Annotated in this window: 22 protein-coding genes and 3 pseudogenes; 11 read left to right on the top strand and 14 right to left on the bottom strand. The window is 69.1% G+C overall.

Annotated features, from left to right (window positions below; translation table 11 throughout):
- Positions 1 to 225 precede the first annotated feature (225 nt).
- The 4 genes and pseudogenes from AB0J02_RS32600 to AB0J02_RS32585 all read right to left on the bottom strand — a co-directional run.
- Positions 226 to 905: pseudogene (locus AB0J02_RS32600) on the bottom strand (IS3 family transposase); the annotation flags it as partial.
- Positions 906 to 1,141: 236 nt separating this feature from the next.
- Positions 1,142 to 1,849, bottom strand: a complete 708-nt coding sequence (locus tag AB0J02_RS32595) for a TMEM175 family protein (RefSeq protein ID WP_363197428.1) — start codon at positions 1,847 to 1,849, stop codon at positions 1,142 to 1,144.
- A 310-nt stretch (positions 1,850 to 2,159) separates the two neighbouring features.
- Positions 2,160 to 2,732: a TIGR00730 family Rossman fold protein gene (locus AB0J02_RS32590; RefSeq protein ID WP_363197427.1), complete on the bottom strand. Its 573-nt coding sequence runs from the start codon at positions 2,730 to 2,732 to the stop codon at positions 2,160 to 2,162.
- A 462-nt stretch (positions 2,733 to 3,194) separates the two neighbouring features.
- Complete coding sequence (locus tag AB0J02_RS32585; RefSeq protein WP_363197426.1) at positions 3,195 to 3,734, bottom strand: cupin domain-containing protein; 540 nt, start codon at positions 3,732 to 3,734, stop codon at positions 3,195 to 3,197.
- A gap of 222 nt (positions 3,735 to 3,956) precedes the next feature.
- On the opposite strand from AB0J02_RS32585, the gene AB0J02_RS32580 reads away from it, so the two are divergent.
- A complete protein-coding gene (locus tag AB0J02_RS32580; protein WP_363197425.1) occupies positions 3,957 to 4,529 on the top strand; it encodes a helix-turn-helix domain-containing protein in 573 nt (190 codons plus the stop codon).
- A 170-nt stretch (positions 4,530 to 4,699) separates the two neighbouring features.
- On the opposite strand, the pseudogene AB0J02_RS32575 reads toward AB0J02_RS32580, so the two are convergent.
- Positions 4,700 to 5,459 (bottom strand): annotated as a pseudogene (locus tag AB0J02_RS32575) (transposase); the annotation flags it as partial.
- A 26-nt stretch (positions 5,460 to 5,485) separates the two neighbouring features.
- On the opposite strand from AB0J02_RS32575, the gene AB0J02_RS32570 reads away from it, so the two are divergent.
- Both AB0J02_RS32570 and AB0J02_RS32565 read left to right on the top strand, forming a co-directional pair.
- The gene (locus AB0J02_RS32570) at positions 5,486 to 6,241 is read left to right on the top strand and encodes a DUF4232 domain-containing protein (protein ID WP_363197424.1); all 756 of its coding nucleotides are present in this window, start codon (positions 5,486 to 5,488) and stop codon (positions 6,239 to 6,241) included.
- A gap of 289 nt (positions 6,242 to 6,530) precedes the next feature.
- On the top strand, positions 6,531 to 6,734 hold the full coding sequence (locus AB0J02_RS32565; RefSeq protein ID WP_363197553.1) for a hypothetical protein: 204 nt from the start codon (positions 6,531 to 6,533) through the stop codon (positions 6,732 to 6,734).
- 19 nt (positions 6,735 to 6,753) lie between these two features.
- Here the strand turns inward: AB0J02_RS32565 and AB0J02_RS32560 are convergent, their stop codons facing one another.
- From AB0J02_RS32560 to AB0J02_RS32550, 3 genes are all read right to left on the bottom strand, one after another.
- Entirely contained in the window at positions 6,754 to 7,329 is a 576-nt protein-coding gene (locus AB0J02_RS32560) for a hypothetical protein (protein WP_363197552.1), read from the bottom strand.
- A gap of 20 nt (positions 7,330 to 7,349) precedes the next feature.
- Positions 7,350 to 8,867 (bottom strand): HAMP domain-containing sensor histidine kinase, encoded by a 1,518-nt coding sequence (locus tag AB0J02_RS32555; protein WP_363197423.1) that lies wholly within the window; start codon positions 8,865 to 8,867, stop codon positions 7,350 to 7,352.
- Positions 8,868 to 9,034: 167 nt separating this feature from the next.
- On the bottom strand, positions 9,035 to 9,721 hold the full coding sequence (locus AB0J02_RS32550) for a response regulator transcription factor (protein ID WP_363197422.1): 687 nt from the start codon (positions 9,719 to 9,721) through the stop codon (positions 9,035 to 9,037).
- A gap of 349 nt (positions 9,722 to 10,070) precedes the next feature.
- On the opposite strand from AB0J02_RS32550, the gene AB0J02_RS32545 reads away from it, so the two are divergent.
- From AB0J02_RS32545 to AB0J02_RS32520, 6 genes and pseudogenes are all read left to right on the top strand, one after another.
- Complete coding sequence (locus tag AB0J02_RS32545; RefSeq protein ID WP_363197421.1) at positions 10,071 to 10,814, top strand: DUF3152 domain-containing protein; 744 nt, start codon at positions 10,071 to 10,073, stop codon at positions 10,812 to 10,814.
- A 221-nt stretch (positions 10,815 to 11,035) separates the two neighbouring features.
- On the top strand, positions 11,036 to 11,923 hold the full coding sequence (locus AB0J02_RS32540; protein WP_363197420.1) for a hypothetical protein: 888 nt from the start codon (positions 11,036 to 11,038) through the stop codon (positions 11,921 to 11,923).
- Positions 11,920 to 13,413 (top strand): peptidoglycan-binding protein, encoded by a 1,494-nt coding sequence (locus AB0J02_RS32535; protein ID WP_363197419.1) that lies wholly within the window; start codon positions 11,920 to 11,922, stop codon positions 13,411 to 13,413. The genes AB0J02_RS32540 and AB0J02_RS32535 overlap by 4 nt, the downstream gene beginning before the upstream one ends.
- The gene (locus tag AB0J02_RS32530; RefSeq protein ID WP_363197418.1) at positions 13,410 to 14,132 is read left to right on the top strand and encodes an ABC transporter ATP-binding protein; all 723 of its coding nucleotides are present in this window, start codon (positions 13,410 to 13,412) and stop codon (positions 14,130 to 14,132) included. The genes AB0J02_RS32535 and AB0J02_RS32530 overlap by 4 nt, the downstream gene beginning before the upstream one ends.
- Before the next feature lie 77 nt (positions 14,133 to 14,209).
- A complete protein-coding gene (locus AB0J02_RS32525; RefSeq protein WP_363197417.1) occupies positions 14,210 to 15,403 on the top strand; it encodes an ABC transporter permease in 1,194 nt (397 codons plus the stop codon).
- A 275-nt stretch (positions 15,404 to 15,678) separates the two neighbouring features.
- A pseudogene (locus AB0J02_RS32520) lies at positions 15,679 to 16,002 on the top strand (FAD-dependent monooxygenase); the annotation flags it as partial.
- Positions 16,003 to 16,232: 230 nt separating this feature from the next.
- On the opposite strand, the gene AB0J02_RS32515 reads toward AB0J02_RS32520, so the two are convergent.
- Together AB0J02_RS32515 and AB0J02_RS32510 are read right to left on the bottom strand one after the other, a co-directional pair.
- Positions 16,233 to 16,403: a hypothetical protein gene (locus AB0J02_RS32515; RefSeq protein WP_363197416.1), complete on the bottom strand. Its 171-nt coding sequence runs from the start codon at positions 16,401 to 16,403 to the stop codon at positions 16,233 to 16,235.
- 684 nt (positions 16,404 to 17,087) lie between these two features.
- Positions 17,088 to 18,176: an alcohol dehydrogenase catalytic domain-containing protein gene (locus AB0J02_RS32510; protein ID WP_363197415.1), complete on the bottom strand. Its 1,089-nt coding sequence runs from the start codon at positions 18,174 to 18,176 to the stop codon at positions 17,088 to 17,090.
- 111 nt (positions 18,177 to 18,287) lie between these two features.
- On the opposite strand from AB0J02_RS32510, the gene AB0J02_RS32505 reads away from it, so the two are divergent.
- Together AB0J02_RS32505 and AB0J02_RS32500 are read left to right on the top strand one after the other, a co-directional pair.
- On the top strand, positions 18,288 to 19,181 hold the full coding sequence (locus AB0J02_RS32505) for a LysR family transcriptional regulator (RefSeq protein WP_363197414.1): 894 nt from the start codon (positions 18,288 to 18,290) through the stop codon (positions 19,179 to 19,181).
- Positions 19,182 to 19,801: 620 nt separating this feature from the next.
- A complete protein-coding gene (locus AB0J02_RS32500) occupies positions 19,802 to 20,875 on the top strand; it encodes a protein kinase family protein (protein WP_363197413.1) in 1,074 nt (357 codons plus the stop codon).
- On the opposite strand, the gene AB0J02_RS32495 is transcribed toward AB0J02_RS32500, so the two are convergent.
- The 4 genes from AB0J02_RS32495 to AB0J02_RS32480 form a co-directional block, all read right to left on the bottom strand.
- Positions 20,830 to 21,906 (bottom strand): TniQ family protein, encoded by a 1,077-nt coding sequence (locus AB0J02_RS32495; RefSeq protein WP_363197412.1) that lies wholly within the window; start codon positions 21,904 to 21,906, stop codon positions 20,830 to 20,832. The two genes, AB0J02_RS32500 and AB0J02_RS32495, sit on opposite strands and share 46 nt — an antisense overlap.
- Before the next feature lies 1 nt (position 21,907).
- Positions 21,908 to 22,840, bottom strand: a complete 933-nt coding sequence (locus tag AB0J02_RS32490) for a TniB family NTP-binding protein (protein WP_363197411.1) — start codon at positions 22,838 to 22,840, stop codon at positions 21,908 to 21,910.
- Positions 22,841 to 22,902: 62 nt separating this feature from the next.
- Positions 22,903 to 25,017 (bottom strand): transposase, encoded by a 2,115-nt coding sequence (locus tag AB0J02_RS32485; protein WP_363197410.1) that lies wholly within the window; start codon positions 25,015 to 25,017, stop codon positions 22,903 to 22,905.
- Entirely contained in the window at positions 25,014 to 25,706 is a 693-nt protein-coding gene (locus tag AB0J02_RS32480; RefSeq protein ID WP_363197409.1) for a TnsA-like heteromeric transposase endonuclease subunit, read from the bottom strand. Before AB0J02_RS32480 ends, AB0J02_RS32485 begins: the two co-directional genes overlap by 4 nt.
- Positions 25,707 to 25,870: the final 164 nt, after the last annotated feature.

Below are 25,870 nucleotides of genomic sequence, written 5' to 3'. Positions count from 1 at the left end.
CGACCTGCCGATCCTCCACGCGCGGACGGCCTGTCGCGGCCCGCGGAATGAGGGGAGCGAATCACTCCTACTCCTGATCGGTCTCCTGACCGGTGAGTTCATGGCGACGTATCACCCCACCAGGGTCTGTAAAACGTTCGGCTCTTCCAAGAATTTCGTAGGCGTTGATCGAGTGCCTGGTTCGGGCCCGGCTGTCGGTGTGGTGGGGCAGGCTGGTGACGTGTCTCCCCTGTCCGTTGTCCGTGTGGGAAAGACGACTCCCTCGACCCGGCCGCCGCGGGCGGCTACTGCCTTATCGATCGTGTCGGCGACGAGCTGGGTGCGCGTGTGGTCGGCGATGGACCTGCCGATCACGCGGCGCGAGCAGGTGTCGAGTACCGTCGCCACGAACATCCACGACGGGCCGAGAGCGATATACGTGATGTCGCATCAGCGCCTGGTGTTCAATGCCGTGGCGGTGACGTCACGCATCACCAGGTCCGGCGCAGGCGGTGCTGTCGTGTCCGCGATCGTGGTCCGCTTCCTCCGGCGCAGCTGACGGCCCGCGATGTGGTTGATGCGCATCGGCACCGGGTGACGCGCTTGCGGTTCATCTTCCTTCCCTGAGAGCACAGTTCGGCATGGATGCGCGGGGCTCCGTAGGCGCCGTGGTGTTCGGCGTGGATCAGTCGGATCTCGGTGACTGCCGCTGCCTGCTCGGCCTGGCCTACGGCGCGGGCCGACGTGATGGCCTGGTGCCGGTAGCAGCCGGGGCGGGAGACGTCCAGGACCCGGTGTATCCACTGCACGCCGAAGACGGCACGGTTCTCGGAGATGAAGTCCCAGCTGTGGTGGCTCACTTCACCTCCCGAGCGAAATCGGCGGCTGCCCGGCGCAGGATCTCCCGCTCCAGCTGCCACTCCTTCTCCGCCGCCTGCAGCCACTGATTTTCAGCCCCCAGCCTGGCCGGTTCCTCGGCCGGGCACCGCACGCTGACGTCCGGCGGCTCGGGCCCGGGCCGGCGCGCGGCATCCAGCGGCCCGGGATTCTCGCACCTGCTCCACACCGCCTAAGGTCCCGTCCGCGTCCCGCGCACCGGCGGAAAAACGCCGAAAGGCCGGTTCCGGAAACCTCCGGAACCGGCCTACCCAGGATCAGGGGGTCATCCCTTTTGGCCTGCGCTCCGGCCTCGGAGGCGCATAAGCCTTGGCGGGACGACGAGCAGTACCAGGGTGTAGTACTGCAGCACGGGTACGGCAAGCGCGAGGGCAAAGGCGATGACCAGGGCGAGAACGTTGAGGTAGCTCTCGGTGTACATGCCCCCGATCCGTCGGCGGGCCCCTGGGCCGTCCCCCTCGATCAGAGTCGGGGTGGCGTTCAGGATCTTCATCATCCCCAACCGGGACACCAGGTTGGCCAGAAGCACCGCGTAGTAGAACACCATCGTGAACCGGTCGCGGGCGCCGAAGGAGCCGATCATCTCGGTCGGCAGGGGGAGCACGACGACGGTGAGCAGCCACCCCATGTTCCAGACCATCAGGGGGCGGGTGACCTTCATGGCCGAGAAGGCCCGGTGGTGCTCCAGCCAGATGTTCGCGACGACCGCGAAGCTGAGCAGGAAGCTCCAGATCTGGGCGAGGTGTTCGGTGATCACCTTGCTGGCGGCCTCATGGGCGGACACGACTTCCGGAACGAGGTCCACCAGCGGCAGGATCAACAGGGTGATGGAGATCGCGGCCACCGCGTCGGTGAACAGGACCAGCCGCTCAGCCGAGGCACCCCCCTCAATGCCGTCCGACGCGGGAACCGACGGCTCTGCCGGGTCGGGCCCTCCTGCGCCGGTCCCCTTGACGGCACCACTGACACTCATACGTTCGTACCTCTCCTCGCTCGGCCGACAGGGCTTGCCGCACTTGCCGGAACTGCTGGTCGCGGACATCCCGACAACCCGGACGGACACTACTCTGGGCGGTGGACGGGGAGTCGGCGGGGCACTGCTTACGCCCCCGGTCGCCGACGGACCGCAGCCGCCGCGCGCCCCGGACCCGTCCGGTCGGGTGCGCGGTTCCGTGCCCCCGCATGCTCGCGGCCGCCGGATGCCGAACAGCGGCCTGCTGTGCTGCTGATACGTGCGCAGAGCTGATGCCAGGCACGGGCGAGAAGTACGCGCATTCTCCCGATCAGCCTCCGTGGGCGGGGAGCGGAGCCCGGCGCAGTCGCTCCTCCAGTGCATCCAGCAGACCGGACAAGTCGGGTGCGACGGCGAGATCGTCGAGAGTGGACGCGGGGAGGAAGCCGGAGTCGGCGATGCTCCGCAGGGCGTTGACCAGCGGTGTCCAAAAGCCCCCGGCATCGAGGAGACCGACCGGCTTGGCGTGAAAGCCCAACTGGCGCCAGGACCACACCTCGAAGATCTCCTCCAGCGTGCCGAGCCCACCGGGGAGCGCGACAAAGGCGTCAGCGTACTCGGCCATCAGCGCCTTGCGCTCGTGCATCGAATCGCATATGAGCAGCTGCGTCACCGTCTCGTGCGCCCACTCCCGCTCGACCATGCTGCGCGGCATCACGCCGATGACCTCTCCGCCTGCCTTCAGCGCAGCATCGGCCACCACCCCCATCAGACCCCTGCGGCCACCGCCGTAGACGACGCCGATGCCCCGCTGGGCCAGCCCTGTACCGACGCCGGCGGCCAGCTCGGCGTATGCAGGGTCCTTTCCGTCGGACGAAGCGAGGAAGACGGCAAGGCGGCGCATGAAAACCTCCGAAGAAAGGCTGAGGACGGGCGTGTTGGGGGTGCACACGGGATCTCGCGTACGGGACGGTGTGCAGTCTGCGGGAGGGCTCGCGGGCCGTTGGACATCGGCCGAAGCCGAAGGGCCTCTGTAACGCCGCCATAATATGTAGCGGCCCCCAACGCGGCGCCCACGTCATGGGGTGCCCTCGGCCGCGCCTTGGACACCCGCGCCATCGGTGATCACGGGAACCCGCATCCCGCAGCTGCGCTACCGAACAACAAGACACACAACCGGCAAAAGCACCAAGCCGTGCCTCGGCTGGGTGTCCGCCAGTTCCCTACCGACCGTTACGGCCTTATCCGCCTCTGGTGCTGGCCTCCAACGGTTGTGCGTTCTCCTCTGCCACCGCCGACTCAGGCGGTGGCAGAGGCGAGCATCGAGCCCCTAGGCTGGCCGGCCATGCCCCTGGGGTGCGCGGGACTAACGGGTTGTCGTGCGGTCCGCGCCGACGGAGATGGCGACGAGCGTGCAGGGCTCGGTGCCGTAATTGCGCCACACGTGCCGGGTGCCGTTCTGGACGATCACGTCGCCTGCCCGCAACACGGCTCGCTCGCCGTCGCCGAGTTCGAGTGTGGCCTCGCCTTGCACGACCATCAGGTAGTCCATCGTGTCGGTGGTGTGCATCCCTGAGCCGTCGGGCTCCATTGAGGCCATCACGCCTGGCATCTGCCGCTCCAGCTCGGCGGTAGCTGCGGCTGTGTCCACGTCCGGCGGTGGGGTCGCCCCCTCCGGAGGATGCGTAATGATCACGAAGCGCGATCCCTCCCGCGGTGGGAAGTACGTCTCGACGCCGCTGGGCGACCCGTCGTCCGGGAACGTGGGCGGCTCGTCTCGTCCCCACAGCCGGTAAGCGGCGAAGCCGGGCGTCAGCGCAGAGGTGATCGGCTCCACGTTCTGGTCGTCGACCACGCGCGACCTGCCCTCGCTGTCGTGTCCGGTGACGACCCGGCGAACCGTCATGCTCCCACCCCGCGGAAGACCACAGCGCCCTCCTCGACCGTCCCCGGCGTCGTGGCCAGCCCGATGCCGGTCGATCCGCGGGCGACGACGGCGGTCCCGCCGGTCAGACGTTTCATGTTTTTCTCCTCGAATCCGTCCTGGCAAGGCCCTGGTGATGAGTCTTGGTCTCAACACCGTATCCGTTGACGAGACCCAGTCGCAACGCGCCGCTATGATGGCGTCATGGCCCGCTGGCAACCGGACGCGCACGCCCGGCTAGAGGAAGCCGCCCTCGAGTTGTTCGCCGAGCGCGGGTACAAGGCGGTGTCGGCCGCCGAGATCGCCGGCCGCGCCGGACTGACCAAGGCGACGTTCTTTCGCCACTTCCCCGACAAGCCCGAGGTGCTGTTCTGGGGCCAGGACCTGCTCGCCAACACCTTCCGGCAGACCATCGCGGACGGCGCGCCAGGTGCCTCGCCGCTCGAGCTCGTGCGTGCCGCGGTCCTCGCCGTCGACCCCGTTTTCGACGCCGACCGGCACCGCCATGCCGCGACCCGTCAACGCCTGATCGCCTCCTCGGCGACCTTGCACGAGCGCGCCGTGCTCAAGCGCGCCGCGCTTGCCCAGACGATGACCAAAGCGCTGCAGGCTCGGGGCGTCGCCGCCGGGACGGCCGAGCTGGCCGGACTGGCCGGCACCGCGGCCTTCGGCGCGGCATACGCGCGCTGGGCCGCAAGCCCGGCCTATCGAGGGTTCGCCGGCCTCGCCCGCCGCGAACTCGACCGGATCGTCAACGCCGCTGTCAGCCTGAGCTAGCCAGCCTCGATCGTTCATGAGGGGCCGTCAGCTTGTTGACGGTCCTTTGTGGTGAGTACCGGGGGGCAGGGTCTGGGCAGGTTGAGCGCCCGACTGTCGCGTCGGGTGGGCGCCGGGTTCCACGGCTCCGGTCGGGGTAGTGCTGCTCGCGGGGATAGGAACGCTGCTGGTCAGCCGGGGTTCGAGAAGGCGTGGAGCCGGTCCAGGCCATCGATGATCACGTCGGTCCATGGCAAGTGCCTGGCGAAGTGGAAGTAGCGGCGGCGGCCGGTGGTGACGAGATGAGCAACGGTGGAGAACAGCCGAAGCCGTAGGCGGCGGGGCTCCCAGAACCGGGCTTGGCCGGTCAGGGCGAGCAGGGGCATCCAGGCCAGCAGGTCAAGGGCGATCTGGACGATCTCCAGTCAGATCTGGTTCTGCGCGGTGCCGTAGAGGGGGAGGTTGCGCAGGCCGATGGCGCAGTTCGAGGGTGGCGATCGTCTCGCTGGCCGTGTTGGTGGCCAAGCAGGTAAGACGCATGCCGTCGGTGTCGGTGAAGCGCAGTTGGGCGCCGGGGTGCGGCCGTTCCTTGCGTTCGATGAGCCGTAGTCCCTTCGGCCGGCCGGTCAGGCAGTCGCCAAGGAGTTCGGTGACCCAGGCGCCGTCGCGGATGTCACCGTCGGGTTCCACGGCGGGCGTCCAGGCAGAGGCCGGGACCTTCAGGACGGCCTGATGGATGGCGTCGGTGATGGTCATGCCGACCGAGTACGACAGCCAGCTTCCGCGCTTTGCGAGCCAGGCGACGAACTCGTGGGTGCCGCCGCCGGAGTTGGCACGGATTCGCGTCTGCCGACCGCGCCGCAACCGCTTCGGCAGCTGGGCCAGGGCCAGCCTGGTGGCCTCGATGTGGTCCGCGGCGGTGTTGGATCCCGCGTTGCCGGGCCGCAGCAGGCCCACCACGGCTCACCGGACCCGACATGCGCTCCACCACGACCGCCCGTATCGCCCGCCGCCGCAACGTGTGGATCGCCGATGCGACCTTGACGGCGGTGGCGGGGCTGTCCCTGACGGCCTGCTCCGGCTCGGACACCGATGCGGCAGGCGGCGCGAAGACCTCCACGGGCACCTTGTCCTCGACGTCCTCGACGTCCTCGGCGTCTCCGTCGTCTACGTCTTCGGACGGTGGCTCGAAGGTGGAGGGCGGCTCGGCTTCCGGTGACACGCGGGCCGGCAACACCAAGGCCGGCAACGCCAAGGCTGGATCCGGTGACGGCACTACGGCAGAGGCGGCCGTGAACGGCGCGACGAAGACCGGCAGCAAGGTCTCGTTCTGCAAGACGGAGGGCCTGGCCATCGACGCGGTGGACGCAGCCCTCGACGAGAACGAGGGCAGGATCAACATCGCGATGATCAACCGGAATACGACGACCTGTTCGGCGACGGGCTTCGCGGGCGTCGGCCTCAAGGACGAGGACAACACCTCGAACCCCATCGAGCGCGGCCCCGTCCAGCCGCGTATCACCACGCTGAAGCCCGGCGACGCCGCGGTCTTCGACCTCGCCTACACCGTCGACAACAGCGGCAACAGCCTCGCGTCCCCGCCCAACATCCTGGTGACGCCCCCGAACGAGACCCATACCGTGACCCCATACTGGCCCGCGGGCGCGGGAGAGAGCCGGTCCGCATCCGCACACTCCGCATCACTGCAGGCCCGCTGGAGACCGACGCCGTGATGTGATCCCGTCTCCCAGGGGCGGGCCCGTCAGGGGAGCGGTGCCGCCACGCCTTCCAGCGCCACGTCAAGTGCGGCGTCGACCGTGACAAGGAGCTGCTCCAGACGACCTCGCGCGGCCCGTCGGCGGGCGCGATCAAGGCGATAGCGGCACGCGGCAATGTCAGACAGCGCCGCCTTGACGGGCGTGAAGAAAAGCGTGTGTTCTCCTTGTTTTCCCCGTGGACAGCGGGGAGTTATTTCTTGAAGTGCTTCCTTGATTACGTTGGTCCCCTCGCAGCAAGCCGTGGATCACCTCCTTCCAGCTGCCGCCCTACGCACCCGAACTCAACCCGGTCGACGGCCTCTGGTCACTGGCCCGGCGCGCGGGCCGGAACAACATCGCCTTCACCGACCCGGACCACCTGATAGGCGTCCTGCGCCGGTTCTCCGCGAGACCCAGTACCGCAGCGACGTCATCGACGGATGCCTCGCCGCAACCGGACTCACTCTGACGACGCCCAGCCCGAAAGCTCAGTAGTGTTCCGGCTGCTCCTGCGACGGGGATGCGACGGGACACGCGTAGTCCGACTGCGTCATCGTCCATCCGTCCCCGAGCACATGGATGCCGGGGTGCGCGGAGGAAGTGGGCATGGCCTCGCCGTCGGTTTCCCCGGTCGTGCGGGGGACAGCGACGGCGAGCGCCAGAGCCACCTGCTCCACCGTGCACGCCAGCTGGAGCATGGCCTGGCGGTTCAGCGGAGCCGCGACACCGGGGAGCTGCACGGAGAGCGCGCCTGCGCCGCCGGTAGCCACCTGCGGCGCACCTGTCAGGCGGGGCAGCTCCGTGGTGGCCGTCGCGGCCTCGCTCGCGGTCGGTCCCTCGAACAGTAGACGTACGACAGCCTCGACGTCCCCGGCGTCGCCGATCCGGCGAGGGTAGGCGGTCAGGTCTCCGTCGCGCAGGAAGAAGAGGGAGACGGTGGCGGGTGCCGAGGGTTCCGAGGTGGGGGAGAACAGGCCGCTCGCCGGTTCACCGGCCTCGATGACACCGGACGGGGGCACTCCGCACGCGGCGAGCGTGACTGCGGCCGTGAGCCCGAACAACATAGCTGCCACCCACGAGCCCCTCACAGAGCACCCCCGTCGGCATCGGCGTGGGTGTCGGTGTCGTCGTGGCGCAGCGGGAGTTCGACCGTGAACACCGCGCCGCCCTGGGGCAGGTTCGCCGCCCGGATGCGCCCCTCGTGCAGGCGCACGTTCTCCGCCGTGATGGCCAGGCCAAGCCCGCTGCTCTCGCTCCTGGTCCGTGAGGTACTCGCCTTGTAGAACCGCTCGAAGATGTGCGGCATGGCCTCCTCGGCGATTCCTGGTCCGTTGTCGATCACCTTGATGACGGCCCACGCCACGTCCGCCGCCTCCTCTCGCACTTCCATGGTCAGCAGCACGGGCGGCGCCCCGTGCCGCAGCGCGTTGCCGACCAGATTGGCCGTCACCACGTCAAGTCTGCGCGGATCGACGCGCGTGCGGAGTACACCCGGCCCGGGCAGTCGGGTCTCCACCTGCCCCTGCCACCCCCGCGAGGCGAGGGTGCGCTGTACGGACTCCGCCAGGTCGATCTCGTCCTGGTTGAGTTCGACCGCCCCCGCGTCGAAGCGCGAGATCTCCATCAAGGCGTTCACCAGTTCGCTCAGCCGGGCCGATCCTTCGCTGATGAGGCGCAGCGCGTCACCGGTTTCCCCCTCCTGACGCAGCGCGCTCTCGTCCAGCACGTCGGTGACCGCTGACATCGCCGCCACCGGCGTGCGCAGTTCATGGGAGACGTCCGCCACGAAGCGTCGTGCCTGGGCCTCCAAACGGCGCAACTCCCCGACGGTCCGCTCCAGTTCGGCCGCCGTGTCGTTGAAGGTCCGGGAGAGGTCGGCCAGTTCGTCGGAACCGGTCACGGTCAGTCGGACGTCCAGGTGCCCCGCGGCCATTCGGCGCGTCGCCCGGCGCAGCGCCCGTACGGGGCGCAGTACGCCGCTCGCGGCGAGCAGCGCCAGGATGACGGCGAGCCCCAGGGCCACCAGGGTGCCCCGCTCGATGCCGCTCACCATGGCCTCGATGTACGCCTCTTCGCTGTTCTGTGGGACCTCCAGGTACATCACGATCCCGGAGAGCCCGTGCTCCGTGCCCTCGCCTGAGGTGTTCGTGATGGGCATGCCGACGATGAGTTGGGAGTGCCCGTCGACGTTCACCCGCTGGAACACCGTGGCACGTCGGTCTCGTACAGACCGGCGCAGTTCGGTGCTCAGGTTGTCGAAGTCGGCGTGCGGCGTAGCGGCGCTCACGCCGCGGTACGTGGCCATGACCCGCCACCCCGATGACCGGTTGGCGTACAGCACCTGGTTCACCGCGGACTGGAGTTCCGATCGGTCCGGTGCGGGGGTGAGGTAGGGCGCGATGGCGTCCACGCTCGTACGGAACTGGCGGATGACGGAGTCCTGGCTCTGCTGGAGCACCCCCGTGCGCGCCTCGCGGAAGGCGAGGGCCCCGGTGCCCAGAGCGCTGGCCATGGCCACCAGGACGAAGGCCGCCAGCAGGCGGGGGCGCAGGCCGCGCAGGGGGAGTGCGATGCGCGCCAGGGCCGCCCGGGGGGATCGCATGGGGCCGGCTCCCCGTATGGCGGCGGGGGCTTCTTCGGCCGTGGCGGACGCGCGCAGGCGTTCCGCCTTCCGTGCCCGCACGGTTCTTCGCGCATGCGGGGAGGTCTGTGCGGGCACGGAGGTCTGCGTCCGCGCAGATGCCTGCGTCCGCGCGGAAGGTCGGCCGCTCATGAGGTGCCGAAGCGGTAGCCGAATCCGCGTACGGTCTGCACATAACGAGGTTTCCTGCCCTCGCCGAGCTTGTTGCGCAGCCGCTTCACGCAGGCGTCCACGAGCCGTATGTCGCCGTGGTAGCTGTGTTCCCAGACCACTTCCAGCAGTTGCTGGCGGCTGAACACCTGGCCGGGAGAGGCCGACAGAGTCAGCAGCAGCCGTAGTTCGGAGGGGGCGAGGGCGACGGGTTCGCCGCGGTGCGTCACCACGAGGCCGGCCCGGTCGAGGACCAGCTCGCCGTGTGTCTCCGCCCGTGGCCGGGTGCCTTCGGGTACCGACGCGTCCTGTCTGCGCAGTACGGCCCGTATCCGTGCGTCGAGTACCCGGGCTCGCACGGGCTTGACCACGTAGTCGTCCGCACCGGCTTCCAGCCCCACGACCACGTCGATGTCGTCCCCCCGGGCGGTCACCATGATGATCGGTACCTGGTCGCTGTCCCTGATTCGGCGGCACACGTCCAGGCCGGAGATCCGGGGCAGCATGAGATCGAGTATGACGACCTCCGGCCGGAAGGGGCGTAGCTGTTCCAGTCCCTCTTCCCCCGTTCCCACGGCGCGGACCTCGTGTCCCTGATGCTGCAGTCCCAATTGGACGGCCATGCGGACATTTTGGTCGTCTTCGACAATCAGGACCCGTGACATTTCGAAAGTGTAAGCAGATCGGATGACGTGACTGTCGTGCGAGGGGCCCCTCTCTGCAGTCCGTTACGTAACGATCACAACGGGCCGAGAGGGTCCGGGCGGTCCGGTCCGAATCGGTGCGGCGGATACCGGAGAAGCCGTGCACCGTTACCTTTTCGAGATGGTCCGGGCTCATGGCGATCATCTGAATCGACCAGTTTGAACTGCCATGCACTCGGCACGACAGCGGCAATCCGCACCCCCCGCGGGCAGAACCGCGGACGTTCACCATGAAGGCCGTCGGCGCCGGTCCTCCCATCGCCGGGGACGTCCGCGCCGACGGGGGCAGAGTCTGCTGGTCGGCACACTGGTGACCGTCGGCCTGCTGGGTTCGGCGACGTATTTCCTGTACGGAGGGCGGAGCGATGCGTCGAGCGCACCGCGTCCGCGAAGCACGCACGTCACCCGCACTCCCGGCCTGGCTCCTACGCCTACGCCCACTCCCACTCCCACTCCCACCCCGAGCCGGACCGAGATCGACGTCCCCCCGACGGGCAGCGGGACGTTCGTCACCGCGCAGGCCAGTGGCGCGACGGTGGGCAGCGGTTCCCACCCGCTGCGCTACGTCGTGGAGGTCGAGACCGGCCTCGATGTCTCGGCGTCCCAGGCGGCGAAGGAGATCGCCGGGATACTTGCCGCTCCGCAGGGCTGGACCCACGACCCGGACCACGCGTTCCAACTGGTGAGCGCGGGAGCGCCGCACGACCTGACGGTGAGGATCGCGACACCGGGAACGGCGGACTCCCTGTGCTGGGCGGGTATCCAGCAGGACACCGGAGGCGAATACAACTGCGAGGTTCCCGGAGGGGTGGTGGTGAATCTCAAGCGCTGGGTCAAGGGTTCGCCCACCTTCGACGGACCGATCCATGACTACCGGGCGCTGATCATCAACCACGAGATGGGGCACTTCCTCGGCTACTCGCACGTGACCTGCGCGGGCGCCGGACAACTGGCACCCGTGATGATGCAGCAGATCAAGGGCCTTCAGGGATGCGTCGCCAACGCCTGGCCCTACGACAAGAACGGTGACTTCGTCACCGGGCCACCCGTATGACCGGTGCCGGTGCCGGTGTCAACGCCGTACCTGGCGCCGGAGCCAGTGCCGGTCTCCACGGCGAGGACCGTTACAGCTCGGTCATGTGCTGAACCCATGGCCATGAACTGCCAACGCCACTGTGAACTCCGCGTTCTCCCGCGCTGTCGGGCGACAACCCTCTTTCGATCGGATGGAAATACATGACTCGATCCCGCACTGTCCGAAGGCTGGCTGTTGCGGTGAGCCTCCTGCCGCTGCTGGCGGCTTGCGGCACCGGCTCGAAGTCCCCCTCGGCGGACGGAGAGAAGACCACGGCCGGATCGTCGGGACAACTCGACATTCCCGCCGACGCGAACGCCGATCTCAAAAAGCAGTACCTCTTGGAGAACGCGATCGCGGCTTGCATGAAGAAGCAGGGATTCACCTACACCCCCGTGGCCCCCGAGAGTCTCGCCGACTCCTGGGCCACCGACGGGGCGGACTACACGCTGACGAAGAAGTACCGGCAGAAGTACGGATTCGGCCTCTATGCGGGCATCGTCTACCCCAACGACGCCAGTACGGCCGCTCGGCAGGACTCGGACGACACGCCCAACGCGGACTACGTGAACACACTTACTCCAGCGCAGAAGACCGCGTACAACAAGGCGTTGGGCTCTCCCCCCGACCCGAAGTCCGGAGAGAAGAAATCGACCGGCTGTCAGGGAGAGGCCGACACGTCTGTCTACGGCTCCGAGCCGGTCCAGGAGCGGAGCACTACGACCGAGAGCCGGAATCAGGCCAACGCGCAGGCGCTCAACGGTGATACGAAGCTGGTCGCGCTGGCGCAGTCGTACGCCTCGTGTCTGAAGAAGGAAGGCATCTCCGTTACGACCACGCAGCCCACCGGCATCGGGGAGATGGTCAAACTCCAGGCGCTCAAGTCCGCTCCAGCCGGCGCCGGTGGCGTCGCCGCGGTCGAGGAGGACGGGAGCACCCAGAAGTCCCTGAGCAAGGAGGAGGCTCTCCCTCTGCTCACCAAGGACATCGAGCTGGCGATGCGGGATCTGGAATGCGGCAAGGAGTTCCGGGCCGCCTATTTCCCGAAGTTCCTGAAGGCCCCGGCCAGCGGTGGCGGTGCCGGATGAGACAGCGTCCCAAGCTGATCGGCACCCGTACTGCTCAGCACCCCACGCCGGTCGGCACCCGCCCCGAACAACTCCGCAAGCTGATCGGCACCCGTCCCGGACAACTGACAGTCGTCATTGCGGCGGTGGCGCTGGTCGGAGCGGGCGGTTGGTTCGCCGGATCGCAGATGCAGTCGCCCGCCGATGCCGCCGCCGCCCACCAGCCACCGAAGGCCGGCCCGGTCACCGTCACGGTCGAGCGGCGCTCGCTGACCGCGAGTGTGGTGGCCCAGGGCTCGGTGGAGTTCTCCTCGCCTCAGAGCGTCACCCTGGCCGGGCTCGTCGGCTCTCCGGACTCCGGGTCCGGTTCCGGCGATTCGGGAGCCGGCGACGGCGCCGCCCAGCGGGTCACCAAGGCACCGGCCACCGGGGCCGAGGTGCGGGAGGGGACCGTGCTGATGCAAGTGAGCGGGCGGCCGGTGCTGGTGCTGCGGGGCACCGTGCCGATGTACCGCACGCTGGGCCCCGGCGCCTCCGGGGACGATGTCAAGCAGCTTCAGCAGGCGCTGATCCGGTTGGGTTTCGACCCCGGTTCGGCCAACGGGACGTACGGGCAGACGGACGCCGCGGCGGTGAGCCGCTGGTACAAGAGCAGGGGATACGGCGCCATGGAACCCACCATCGCCGACAAGCAGCAGCTGGGTACGCTCGAAGCGGCGGTGACCACCGCGCAGCAGGCTCTTCTCGCGGCACAGAACCCGGGCGGCGACTCCGAGGAAACCGGCAGCGGCTCCAAAGACGCCTCGGGCCCCGACGCAGGCTCCACGAAGCTGCAACTCAAGTCAGCGCAGCAGCAGTTGGACGCGGCCAATGCCGCGCTCTCCGACTTCCAGGCCGGTTACGGAACCAAGATCCCCGCCGGCGAGGTGGTCTTCCTGCCAGAACTCCCGGCCCGGCTGGACAAGGTGTCCGTGAAGACCGGAGACACCCCCACTGGGCCGGTCGCCACGGTGACCAGCTCCACAGTCGTGGTGAAGGCCGTGATCCCGGCCGAGGACGCCAAGTTGCTCCACAAGGACATGCGAGCGCGGGTGGAGACCAGCGACGGCACGAAGGTGGACGGAAAAGTGCTGGCGCTCGGCGACGACGTGCCGAAGGACGTTCCGACCGATGCCGGCACACAGCAGAAGAGCTCGGACGGCGGGAGCGACGACGCCTCGGCCCCCGTGCCGGTGCAGATCTCCGTGCCTGCGGGGAAGCTGACCGAGAACGCCACCGAGTCCGCGAAGGTCACCATAGAGGTGGGCTCGTCGGACGGCAGGGTGCTGACCGTGCCCGTCGCCGCGCTGCACACCTCCGCCGACGAGAAAGCCCGGGTGCAGGTCGTGCGCGGCGGCAAGGTGGTGAACGTATCCGTCGAGGCCGGGCTCTCCGCGGACGGTCAGGTGGAGGTCACCCCCTCCTCCAGTGCCGCCTTGAAGGCCGGCGACCATGTGGTGGTCGGGCGATGACCGGTCCGCCGTTCTCCGGTATGCCCGATGCCGACATCGTCATCCAACTGAACTCCGTATGCCGGACTTTCGACTCCGAACCGCCGGTGCACGCCCTGCGTGACGTGAATCTGACCGTGCGACGCGGCGAGCACCTGTCGATCGTCGGCCCGTCCGGTTCCGGTAAGTCGACGCTGCTCAACACCCTGGGGCTGCTGGACCGCCCCACCTCGGGCGCCTACTGGCTCGACGGGGTGGAGACCAACGCGCTCGGCGACCTGGAGCGCACCTCGTTGCGCGGCAGCCGGATCGGCTTCGTCTTCCAGTCCTTCCACCTGCTGCCGTACCGGACCGTGGACGAGAACGTCATGCTCGCTGAGACCTACCGTCGGCCGCGCCCCGGGCGCGGCCGTGCGAACCGCCGTGCCAGGGCAGAGCAGGCGCTGGAACGGGTGGGTCTGGAACACCGGTCCGGCTTTCGGCCGGACCGGCTCTCCGGCGGTGAGAGACAGCGTGTGGCGATCGCCCGGGCGCTGATGAGCGAGCCGGCCCTGCTGCTCTGCGATGAGCCCACCGGCAACCTCGACAGCGAGAACACCGAGTCGGTGCTGGACCTCTTCGGTCAACTCGGCTCTCAGGGAATGACTTTGGTAGTGATCACTCACGAGGAGGCAGTCAGCAGACGGGCCGACAAGCGAGTGAGGATCAGCGACGGACAGCTTGCCGAGGAGCACCGATGAGGTCCCGGACGCACGTCCCGCAACCTGCGGCACCTGAGGGCACGGCACGGGCCGAAGGGATCGTCGAGCGCCCTTGGATGGACTTCAGAGACCTGTGGTCCGAGGCGCTGGCGGGGGTGCTCGCGCGCCCGATGCGCTCCGCGTTGACCACGCTGGGCACCGTTCTGGGCATCACCACCCTGGTCATCACCATCGGGATATCGTCCACGGCGGGCAACCAGATCGTGGGCCGGTTCGACGCCCTCACCGCCACCTCGGTCACGGTGGGGGTGCCCTCCGCGGCGTCGGCCGACTCCGGTCCGCTCGTGGACTGGTCGGGTGTCGACGCCGTACGCCGGCTGGCCGGGGTCGAGTCGGTGGCGGCGCTCGCCGACTCGAAGGAGACCGCGAGTGCCGAGGTGCGTTCCAACGATGTGGTCGCTCCTGGCGAGGTCAGTGGCCAGACCATGGCGGTCGTCGCCGCTTCCCCCGCGCTACCGGCCGCGGTACGCGGCGAATTGACCGCCGGGCGCTTCTTCGACGACGGGGACATCGCCCGGCACGACCGGGTGGCGGTCCTCGGCGACCAGGCGGCACAACTCCTGGATATCAGCTCGGTCGAGGACTCTCCCGCGGTCTTCCTGAAGGGGCAGGCGTACACGGTGATCGGGATACTCGGCGGAGTGGAGCGGGAACAGCAGCTCGCCACCGCGATGATCCTGCCGCCCACCACGGCCGCGGACCGGATAGGCCTTGGAACCGTGACCCGGGTACTGATCAACACCTCGCTCGGCGCAGCCAAGCAGGTCGCCCGCCAGGCACCGATCGCGCTGGCCCCCGGAGCCGAGGCCTCTCTGACCGTGACGGCACCGGCCGACCCGACCAGGGCCCGCAAGGGTGTGCAGGGTGACGTCAACGGCCTGTTCCTGGTTCTCGGCCTGGTCTCGCTGGTGGTCGGGGCCATCGGCATCGCCAATGTGACGCTGGTGACGGTCATGGAGCGGGTCGGGGAGATCGGACTGCGCCGCGCCCTCGGCGCCTCGCGGCGCCAGGTCGCCGGTCAGTTCCTGGTGGAGTCGACGACGATTGGACTTCTCGGCGGCATCGTGGGCGCCGCCCTGGGCATGGTCGTGGTGGTGACCGTCTCCGCTGTCAGGGACTGGACCCCGGTCCTGGACGTCCGCCTGGCCCTCGGAGCGCCGGTCGCAGGAGCCCTGGTAGGACTCTTGGCCGGCCTCTACCCGTCACTGCGGGCCTCCCGTATGGAACCGGTCGACGCCTTGCGCTCGTAGCCGTGCCCCGCCCGGAGCCGGGCGGGGCGGAACGGCCGGTGAGGGCTCCAACGCCGCTCCGCAGCGGCGACCGACGAGCTACGGCCACTGGTGAGGGTCTCCCTCGACCCGCGCGACGTCCCCTGGCTCGAACCGCATCCGCACCGGGTCGAGCGAGTGCGGCAGCTCGGCCCGTTCGACGCGGCTCCCGCGAGGTCATGACCCGGCAAGCCGCTTTCCTTCCAGAGATCCCGCCGGGGCCCAGCCGGCGGGTGGGCGACACGCATGGAGCCCCCATACGCACCCCTGTCACCATCATCGGTGTCGGCCTCGGCGGCCTCATGCTGGCCCGCGTCCTGCACGTTCACGGCATCCCTGCCGCGGTCTACGAGGCGGAGCCCTCCCCGACGGCGCGTTCGCAGGGCGGAATACTCGACATCCACGGCCACAACGGCCAACCCGCCCCCACAGCGGTCGGCCTGATGGACGAGTTCCGCGGAATCGTCCTGGAGCGCCGCCGAGCGACACGGCTCTTTGACCGGGACGGCACCGGCCTGTTCGACAAGACCGACGACCGCACGGGCAGAAGTCGGGGAGAGGTGCGGCGCCGGATGCGGGATTACGTCCGGGGGCTGCTCGGGCCGGTGGGCCGCAAGAATAGTTGGCAGCCGGATCGTCGTGGGGGCGCCGGGCGGCCAATCACTGAAAGCCACAAGCGGCAGAGCGTTTTGAACCACACCCGGCACCCCTGGGTGGGTGAACCACACGAGGGGCTCATCCCGTCCCGCAAGACAACGTAGGGAGCGTTTTCCAACCGCATCACCGACGTCGTGAAGGCCGTCCTCGTCCTTCACCACGCATCAGCGTGAGGTTGGAAAACGCTCAGTGTTTGGTGCAGCACCGTCAGCAGCCGTGCCGCGGCCGGCCCCGCCAGGACCACCGCGAGCCCCTCAACGATCTGCCGTAGCACCGGGGTTCTGCGCTGATAGCGCTCGGTCAGCCCGTCGACCTGCTCGACCAAGGTGGTCTTCGCGCAGTCGGGGTTCTCGCAGTACAGGCGCCGCACTCAAGACGTCGATCAGTACGGGTCTGCCGCCGATCGCCTCGTCGGCGACCTGCCGGACATAGCGGCTGAGGTCCCAGTCCGAGGGCTGCCCGCAGCCGGGGCAGTCCACCGGCAACGCGGCCGGGGTCCGCACCATGATCCTGACCAGGGACGCACCCGCCTCCACCGTCTCGACCAGCACCGATGACAGGCGCGGCAGCAGGTCCGCCAGATCGACATCACACACCACCACCCTGCCCGTGCTCTGACCGGCGGACCAGGCACAGAGTGGATGGGCTCATGCAACTGGGCGAACTGAAATCGCGAGGGGCCGTAGTCACATCGCGCTGCGAGAGGCGGTCTGCCGGAAGGCGGACCGCCTCTCCGCCGTAGGTTGCTGACGGATGCCGAAGGTGTGTGATCGTCGCCGGTGACAAGGTCACCCTGCTGGGCACCCGCCCGGTACTGGACTCACTCGCCTCGCCGCCAGCATCGAGGTTGGGCTGGCAGCACAAGGTGCCGGCGAAAGCACAGTGCCCTTCCAGCCTGGCCTGACCGGGCTTCCCTACACAGACAGCTATACAACTTCTCCGCAGCGGCCAGCACGGTACGGCTCGCAAGAATGGCAGTCGTGCGGATGGTGGGTAACAGCGGGCCTTGTCAGCCAACCGATGGGATGAGGCTGGTGCGGTCGAACGGGCCTCCGTGCGCGGCGGCGTACGCGATGGCGTCGTTGACAGCATCGAGGCCGAACGACCGGACTCGTTCGGGGGCGAGATCCAGAGTGCCCGAGGCGAGGAGCCGGATGATGCCGACATTGGCTGTGCGCGGGTACATCCATTGCCCGCGCACGGTGATCGAGTTGCGCATGATCCATGGGTACGGGAGTGCGAGGTCGTCGCCACCGAGCATGCCGACGCCGCCCATGAGGACGACGCGGCCGTACTCGCGCACGGTCATGGCCGCCGCGCGCGACGCCGAGGTGGGCGCGCTCGGCGGCAGCATGTCGATCACCATGTCGATCGGGCCGTCGGCCGCCGCGGACATCGCCGCGCGGTCGGCGGCCTCGTCTCCGGTCAGCCGCACCGGGCGCAGCCGCGGACCGAACCGGTCGGCGAGGAGGTCGAGCGCGGCCTGGTTGCGGCCCGGGGCGACCACGCGGCCCGCTCCCAGCGCGAGCGCGACCGCGACCGCGCTGCTGCCCAGGTTGCCGGTGGCCCCGCTGACGAGCAGGGTCTCGCCGGCTGCGAGCCCGCCTGCCAGCAGCCCGCCGTAGGAGATGGTGTGCACGGTGAGCGCGGCCCAGCGGGCCGGGTCGTCCCCTGCCACGCCGGGCAGCGGGAAGACGTTCTCCGTCGGAACCCGCATCCGCTCGGCGAACGCACCGTCGCGCAGGTGGCGGGCGAGCCTCGCGCCGCCCTCGCCGCGCGAGCTCCAGCCCTGGAGCGTGATGTCGGGCGTCAGGGCGTCGTCGCGCGAGCGCACCGTCGAGTCGCACCACACCAGGTCGCCAACGCGCAGCCGGGTGGCGTCCGGGCCGACGTGGACGATCCGCCCCACGCCGCCGACACCGGGCACGACAGGAGGGACGAGGGGGTAGTTCCGCTTGCCACTGAAGACTTCGGCCGCATAGGGCGCCACGCTGGCGGCGAGTACCTCGACCACCACCTCGCCGCCCCCGGCCTCGGGGTCGGGCACCTCCCGCACCGTGAGCGGGGCGCCGAACTGCGTCAGAACTGCTGCTCGCACGTGATGACCTCCATGTTTGTCCGTGTCTGTGGGAGCCTGCGGGATCGACACTAGGAGTTGGGCGAGCATGCGGGAAGCGATGATCTGGCATCCGTGGTATGCGTAGGCCGCATGGACATCTCCAGTGCGGGACTGCGGGTCCTGCGGCAGATCGCCGAGTCCGGCAGCTTCACCGCGGCGGCTGCCCGACTCGGCTACACGCAGTCGGCCGTCTCACGCCAGGCCGCAGCCCTCGAACGCAGCGTGGGCACCACCCTGTTCGAACGCCGCCCGGACGGCGTACGGCTCACCCCCTCCGGCCTCACCCTGCTGCGGCACGCCCATACGGTCCTGGCCTCGCTCGCAGCGGCCGAGCGTGAGCTCACCGGCACCGTCCCGCGGACCGAACTGGTGCGGCTCGGGGCAGTCCCGAGCGCGGGCGCGGCGATCCTGCCCGCCGCACTCGCACACCTCGCGACGGCCGGCCCGCAGATCACGGTCACCACCCGCGAGGGCACCACGCCCACCCTGATCCGGGCGCTGCGCGCGGGCTCGCTCGACCTCGCCGTGCTCACGTCCCGCCCACCTCACCGGCCCTTCGACGGCGACGCGCCGCGCCTGCACATCGAGACCGTCACAAACACCGAACTGGTCGTGGCGGTGCCGTCGACCGGAGAGTTCGCCGGACGCACCACGGTGCACGTCGACGAGCTGGTCGACGCCGCGTGGATCGCCACCCCGTCATCGAGCTCCGAGCCGCTGCTCGGCGTCTGGCCCGGCCTGCCCGGACGGCCTCGCGTCAGCCACTCCGCGCGCGACTGGCTGACGAAGCTCCAGCTGGTCGCCGGCGGCTTCGGCGTGACGACGGTGCCGTCCCGGTTCTCACCGGTGCTGCCACCCGGGGTGAACCTGCTGCGCGTCGACGGCGCACCCCCCGAGATCCGCAGGGTGCTCGTGGCGCGCCTCCCCGGCCACCCCGCCCCGGCGATCACGGCCGTCACCCGAGCGATCACTTCGACCGCCTGAACCGCATCTTCTACCGCGAAGAAGACGACATCTGGATCCGCGTACTGGAACTACCCGACGGCCGCGATCACGACAACAAGGGAACCGAGATCTGGTCGGGTCAGCTCGACGTGGACGGGCTTGCCCGCGCCGTGATCCGTTGCTTCGACGAGGCCGTGCGGAACTACGGTGAAAGCGGCTACTGTCGTCGTTCAGTGAATCTGCGTAGTTGTCGCGTCTGTGGCCTGGCGCTGTGCAGATTGATTGGGCGGGATAACGGCCTGTTGATGCATTGATTCTGCGCAGGGTGTATGGCGTGTGACCCACGTGAGCTGCAGCGTTGTCGGCTCTGCATCTGACTGTGCAGGTTGTTTGGGTGGTGCGCGGTTTTGCTGGTCCTTGGTATGTGTTGCCTGCTGGCAGTGGTCTTGAAGGGGGAGGGGTTGCTGGTCTGGTGGTGTGGCAGGGGGGCGCAGTGTGTCTTCGCTCAACCTCATTGCGACCGTTGTACAGGGGCTGATTGGGTACGGGGTGCGTCGCGGTTACCGTGACCACTGGCGTGAAAGGGTGGCCCGCAGATCCCGCCCGGGTGTTCGCTCTGGCTGCCTGCCCGTGAGACGGATGACCGGCTGGAGGCCTTTGTGACGAGCCCTGACCTGTCCCGCGGAGCTCGTCTGGCCGCTCATGCGGCCGTTTCCGCACAGTTGGCGCTGTGCAGCGATCGGGAGCTGCGTGACGTCGTGGACGCTGGCACACCAGTCGGTGCCGGTATCGGCGGGCAGACGGTTCTGCTGGAGGTCGAGGGAACGCCGGTTTTCGTCAAGCAGATCCGGCTGACCGATCTGGAGCGACAGCCGAGATTCGTTCACTCCACGGCGAACCTGTTCGGGCTGCCCGTCTTCTGCCACTACGGCATCGGCCGGATCGGCAGCCCGGGGTTCGGGGCCTGGCGTGAGCTGGCCGTGCACACGATGACGACGAACTGGGTGCTCTCGGGGGACTACGACGGTTTCCCTCTGCTGTATCACTGGCGCCTACTGCCGGACTCGGGCCAGCCGCTTTACGAGGAACTGGCCGATGTGGAAAGCGCAGTGGCCTATTGGGGAGGCGGAGCGGAGTTCCGCAGTCGGCTCGAGGGTTTGCGGGATTCCTCGGCGAGCATCGTGCTGTTCCAGGAGTACATCCCGCAGACCCTGCATGACTGGCTGGGTACCCAGGTCGAGGCCGCAGGCGAGGAAGCCGAACGGGCCTGCGCGATGGTGGAGAAGGAACTTCAAGCTGGCATCTCGTTCATGAACGCCCGCGGGCTGCTCCACTTCGACGCCCACTTCCAGAACATCCTCACCGACGGCCGACGCCTCTTCTTCGCCGACTACGGCCTCGCGATCTCCTCCCGCTTCGAACTCGCTCAGGATGAAACCGACTTCTTCGCCGACCACCGCACCTACGACCAGGCCTACGCCGTCACGCATCTGGTGAACTGGCTGGCGGTCGCCTTGTACGGCTACAACCCGGACGAACGCAGGGCGTTCATCCGCAGCTGCGCGGCGGGCCAGCCTCCCCAGGATGTTCCAGCGGGCATCGCGAAAACCCTGACGCGTCACGCGCCGGTCGCCGCGGTGATGGGTGATTTCTACTGCCAATTCCAGCAGACGAGCCGAATAGTTTCTTACCCGTTGGAAGCGCTCCGCCGAACCATCGGCCGTGGCTGGTAGCCGAGTTCGGTGAGTTCGGCGGTGCAGGGAGTCGAAGACATGCGTGCGGTGTGGTGGCGGTAGGCCCTCTGGCTGTGCCGGTCGCGTGGGGCGGGCCCGATGAAACGGGAGAGGTCTTCGGGGTAGTGGGCAGGGTCTTTCAGCCAGGGCTGCTCGAGGAGTTCGGCGATCACGGCATGGAGAGGATGAGACTGACCGGGTCGTGTGCGCAGGTAGCGGGCGGTGGGGCGGTGTTCGAACAGACGGGCCAGGGCGATGGTTTCGGGGTAGGTGATGGCCTCGCGTGCCAGGACGGACCACAACAGCGGATCGTGAGTGTCGCGTGGGGCGAGGCGTTCGGCGCGTTCGCTCCAGAGGCGTTCGGTCGGGGGTGCGTGGCGGCGCCAGTGTTCGGTAATCCGGGCCGCCTGGGCGATGACGTCGTCGGCATCCGGCCCCCACCGGCGCACCAGCCGCTGGTGGGCGTAGCGCGCCTGCACGATCTCAAGGGCGCCATGGAGCAGTACATGAGTGTGAGTGACGGGCACGCCCTGCAAGGTGTGCGGGCCCAGTGCCCAGGTCCGGTGCCGCCCGCACACGAGCCGGTCGTGGGGGAGGTAGCGCCAGACAGGCTGCGTCGTGCCGGTGCGGGCAATGGTGCAGTGCGGGCATCCGATAACGGCCGGCAGATCGGAAGGGCGCCAGGCGCCGCCAGGGCGAGCTCCGGCGGTGGGGCGGCGGCCACGGCTGCCCTCGTGGTCTTTCCAGCAGGGCAGCGCACGGGCGAGGTGCTCGCCGGGGATGCCGGTGTACTGGCTGATGCGCTCCCGTGCTGCGGCGTTGAGGTAGAGCTCGGTTACGGAGTGCGGCCCGAGGCGGTCTTCACGGGGGTAGAGCTTGGGCCGGTAGATCCGCAGTGAGCCCAACAGCTCCTGCACCGTGAGGTGGTGCGCTCCGGCGAGCCGGCCGATGAACGAGGCGTTCGTCTCGAAGGCGAGGGGCCGCACCCTGAACAGCGCTCGGGGCGTGTGCTCGGGCCGTGTGCGCGGCATGTCAGCGCCGCCTGCCGGGCCGGGATGCTTCCTCGGCCAGCTCGTCGAGATCGATCTCCTCGAGCAGCGCCTTGGTGATCTTCTCGGTGCCGTCGAGGATCGCGGCGATCGCTGCTTCCCGTACCAGGGCGGACAGGCTGCCGATCCGTCCGCCGGTGCGCAGGTGCAGATACGGGGCGTGCCGCACCAGCGCCCCTGTGCGGTGGGCGTTCAGGCGCAACGCCTCGTCCATGCCTTTGATCAGCCCCTCCCACGCCACGCGCTGCGCGGTACTGCCGTGGCCCAGGGGCGGGTTGCGGACGGTCTTGAACCGGCCGGCGAGCTGCGCACCACGGGGCCCGGTCAACAGCGGTGAGGAGTCGAGTGCGACGCCGGCGTAGACGAACGTCGCGGGGATACGTTCGCTGAGGTGCTTCATCTGATCCGACGTCTCGGCGCCGTTGCGCGTACGGGTGTTGAGGAGATGGACGTCGTCGACCAGGACGAGCCGGGTGCCGAGCTGGTGCAGGGCGGCGCAGACGATGTCGGTGATGCGGGCCTGGTTCATGGTCGTGGTCAAAGGCAGGTCGAGGAACCGAGCCAGTTCGGACACCAGCATCTTCGGTGTCGCGGCCGGCGGCACCGACAGGAACACGACCGGCAGGTGCTCATCGCGTCCGCTGTGCCGGTCCCGTTCGGCCAGGTGGAAGGACCGGCCGAGCTGCTGCAGGGTAGTGGTCTTGCCCGTAGTGGGCGGCCCGGAGACCAGCAGCCCACGCCGCGCGGTGCCGTTGTGCCGCCGGTTGAGGATCATCAACCGGCGCAGCGTAAGGGAGACCTTGGCCATGGTGGGGGTGGACAGGACCACGAACCGGGAGTGGTAGTCCAGGCGTTCCTCCTCGCTGAACGGGCCGGGCCCGGGCAGGCACGGCGGGTCGGCATCAATGAACCGCATCCACTCGTGCCAGGTGCTCGGTGCGGAGTACGGATCATCGCGTGCCTCCGCAGCATCGGCTGCTACCACTGCTGCGCCTCCTGACGGGCATCGAAGATGTCCCAGGCTCCGACCGCCTTTCCCGCAGCGACACTGCCGCCGTCCTCGTCACCGTCCGGGACCTGCTCGCCCAGGTCGTCCGGCCCCGCCTGGGCAGCCCGCCCGCGTGCCCCTCCGTGCCCTGCCGGGCGCCCGTGCACAGACGTGTCCTCCTCGGCCCCTTCGACGCCACCAGCGCCCCCGGTGACCTCGTCGAGGACGCCAGGGACACGGTCGGCTTCGCCCTGAGCGTTCATGGCACGGCGCAGGAGCTCATCGAGCCGGCGGGCGAGGTGTTCCTCGTGCTCGGCCCGGTCCGCGCGCCGTTCGGTCACACGGCGCATGTGCCGCCACATCGCGTCGGTGAACGGCCTCGACACCAGCCCCTGATGGATCCACCCGACCTGCTCCCAGCCATCGGGCAGCCGTACCCAGCAGTGCCATGGCTCGTACGGGTTGTGGTGGACCTCCCACTTGCCGTCCGCGGCGGTGGAGCGGTGCCGGTGCCCGTTCAGTGCGGGCCCGTCGTAGGTGCGGTGCGCGAAGCGGATACCTTCGTCTCCGATCGCGCACCGCCTGGAGGGCAGCAGCTCGATCCAGTCGGCCCCGTTCAACGGGACGGGAACATACCCCGTGATGCCGATCAGCGCGGCCCACATTTCGTTCGGGGTGAGCGTCAGACGCGGCATAAGTGGATGGCGTAGCCGCTCATGCCGCCTCTCCTGCCAGCCGCAGACGATCCACTCGTCCAGGAGATCCTGCAGCTGCGACAGCGTCCAGCACGCCTCGTCCTCCACACGGCTGCCGCGCGCTGCAACGCTGTTGCCGGTGTACCCGGCGACGTACTGGGCGAACAGGGTGCCGATCGAACCAAAGCCCCGCTCCACATGGCCCTTGGCGTGCCCGGACGCCGGGGGACAGGGCTGGACCGAGATCCCCAGATGTTCGGCGGACGCCAGAAAGCAGCGGGAGACGAACACCCTGCCCTGGTCGATGACAACCGTGGACGGCCAGATCACCGGTCGGGCCGCCGCACCCTGCATCCGCGCATCGATGGAGACAAGCCGCTGGTAGGGGATGACGGAGGCGGCCATGGACAGATACTCGGGCCAGCCGGGCCGCATCGGCTGCGGCACCAGTGTCTGCGCCAGCAACACGGCCGCATCCACCGCCTTGGTGCCCTTCGGCCGCAGCACGGCCGCGGTGATGCTGCGCGTGGCCACGTCCACCGCCATCGTCAGCTCCGGCCGCCGCGCCTGTCCGTCCTCACACACCGCCATCACGTCCAGCAGGGTGCTGTCCATCATCACCAACTCCCCAGGCCGCGCCGCGACAGTCGGCGTGAACACCGGCACCGGCCTCGAGACCCGACGCCGCTCACCTGCAGCCGTCAGCGCCAGCCCCTCCCGCTCGGCGACCGCCCGTACCAGCCGGTTGAACGTGGAGGCCGGCGGTACCGCCACCGCCCCCGGCCCGTGCTCGTCCTCCAACGCCCAGGCCACCTGCCGCCGCAGCCGGCTCAACGTCCCACTGGCACGCCCCTGCTGCTCCGTCAGTGCCCGCACGATCGCGGCCACCACCCGCGGATCCGCCCGCCCGAACACCGACCGCTCCCGTGTGAAACGGCCATCGACCAGCCCCCACACCCCCTGCTCGCGGTAGCGGGCCCGCATCCTGCGCACCGTCGCCACACTGACGGGTCCCCCGGCCGCAGTCAGCTCGGCCGTCTTGGCCGCCTCCCGCTCGGCCAGCCCGTACACGGCCGGGTCGTACCCAGCCCGAGGCGCCTGATGACGGCACCGACCGGGATACCCGCTCTCGACCTCCAACACGTGCCGCTCCCAGGCCAGAGCCTTCTCCCGCACCGCCCCATCAAGCCCGTCCAACGGCCCATGGACCGGCGCCCGCCGCGACCGCGGTTGGTCCAACACGGCGAAGTCCCGCGCGCCCAGCACCTGGGTGAGCAGCAGCACCTGCACACCCACCCCCTCCTCGGTGACCAGCCGACACCGCGGCCCGTCCAGTCCCGCCAGGACATGCACGCCGTCCTCGAACCGAACCCGGTCCCCGACCTCGACGACACCCGCCGGCCGCTTCACCGCCCCGCCCCCTTCTGCCGACCGACCGGCACAGCACCCACCACAGACCCCTCACCCAGCGGACTGCCCCAGTCCGTCCTCAACAGGCCGTGCCACAGCCCGTGATAGACGCCCGGCAGCGTTGCGACGGGGTCCCCGAGCCGCCCCGCCCCCTCCACCAACGCAACCGGCTCGACGAACGCACCACGCAAACGCACAGGAGAGATCCCGACCGCACACCGGGGATGCCGATACCCCGACAACCACCGCACATTGGCCACGACCACCGGATCAACAACGCCCGCGAACCGGTGCTCCCACCCCACCTCCCGTGCGCATGCCCCCACCACCCGCGCCCTGCCGACCAGCCGCTCAGAAGGCCCACCCCGCCCGGGGCAGTCCACCCAGTGCATGCCGCCCCCGACCACAGCCACGACCAAATCAGGAGCATGAGCCACCACCCGGCCCCGCTGCTCCCAGGCGAACTCCACCGGCCGGCAGGCCAGGCCGACCACCTGCGGATCCTGATCCAGCATCATGACCGCGTCCCGCATCGCCGCACTGCCGTACCCGACCAGACGGCCCGTGGTCGCCGACCACCACCATCCCGGGGCCAACCGGCGCCCCCGCCGCAGCGGGTAACTGCGCACGACCGAGCGGTCCAAGGGGCTCAGTTCCTCGACCGCCGCCCGCCACGGCCGTTCCACCATGACCCCGTCGGCCCCTACATACCGGACGCTCACATGACGCGGATGCATCCCACCCCCTGCACCGAATCCCGAGGCCCACTGCAGGAGGGCCTCTCCACCCAGTGAAGACTGTGAGGTTCGGGGGAGACGCCACTGGTGTGTTCGGGTTTTCGTGCCACTGATGT

It is taken from the genome of Streptomyces sp. NPDC050264, assembly GCF_040655895.1.
Taxonomy (GTDB): domain Bacteria; phylum Actinomycetota; class Actinomycetes; order Streptomycetales; family Streptomycetaceae; genus Streptomyces.
Note: the sequence above shows the minus strand (reverse complement) of the source record. Positions and strands in the feature narration are given on the sequence as shown.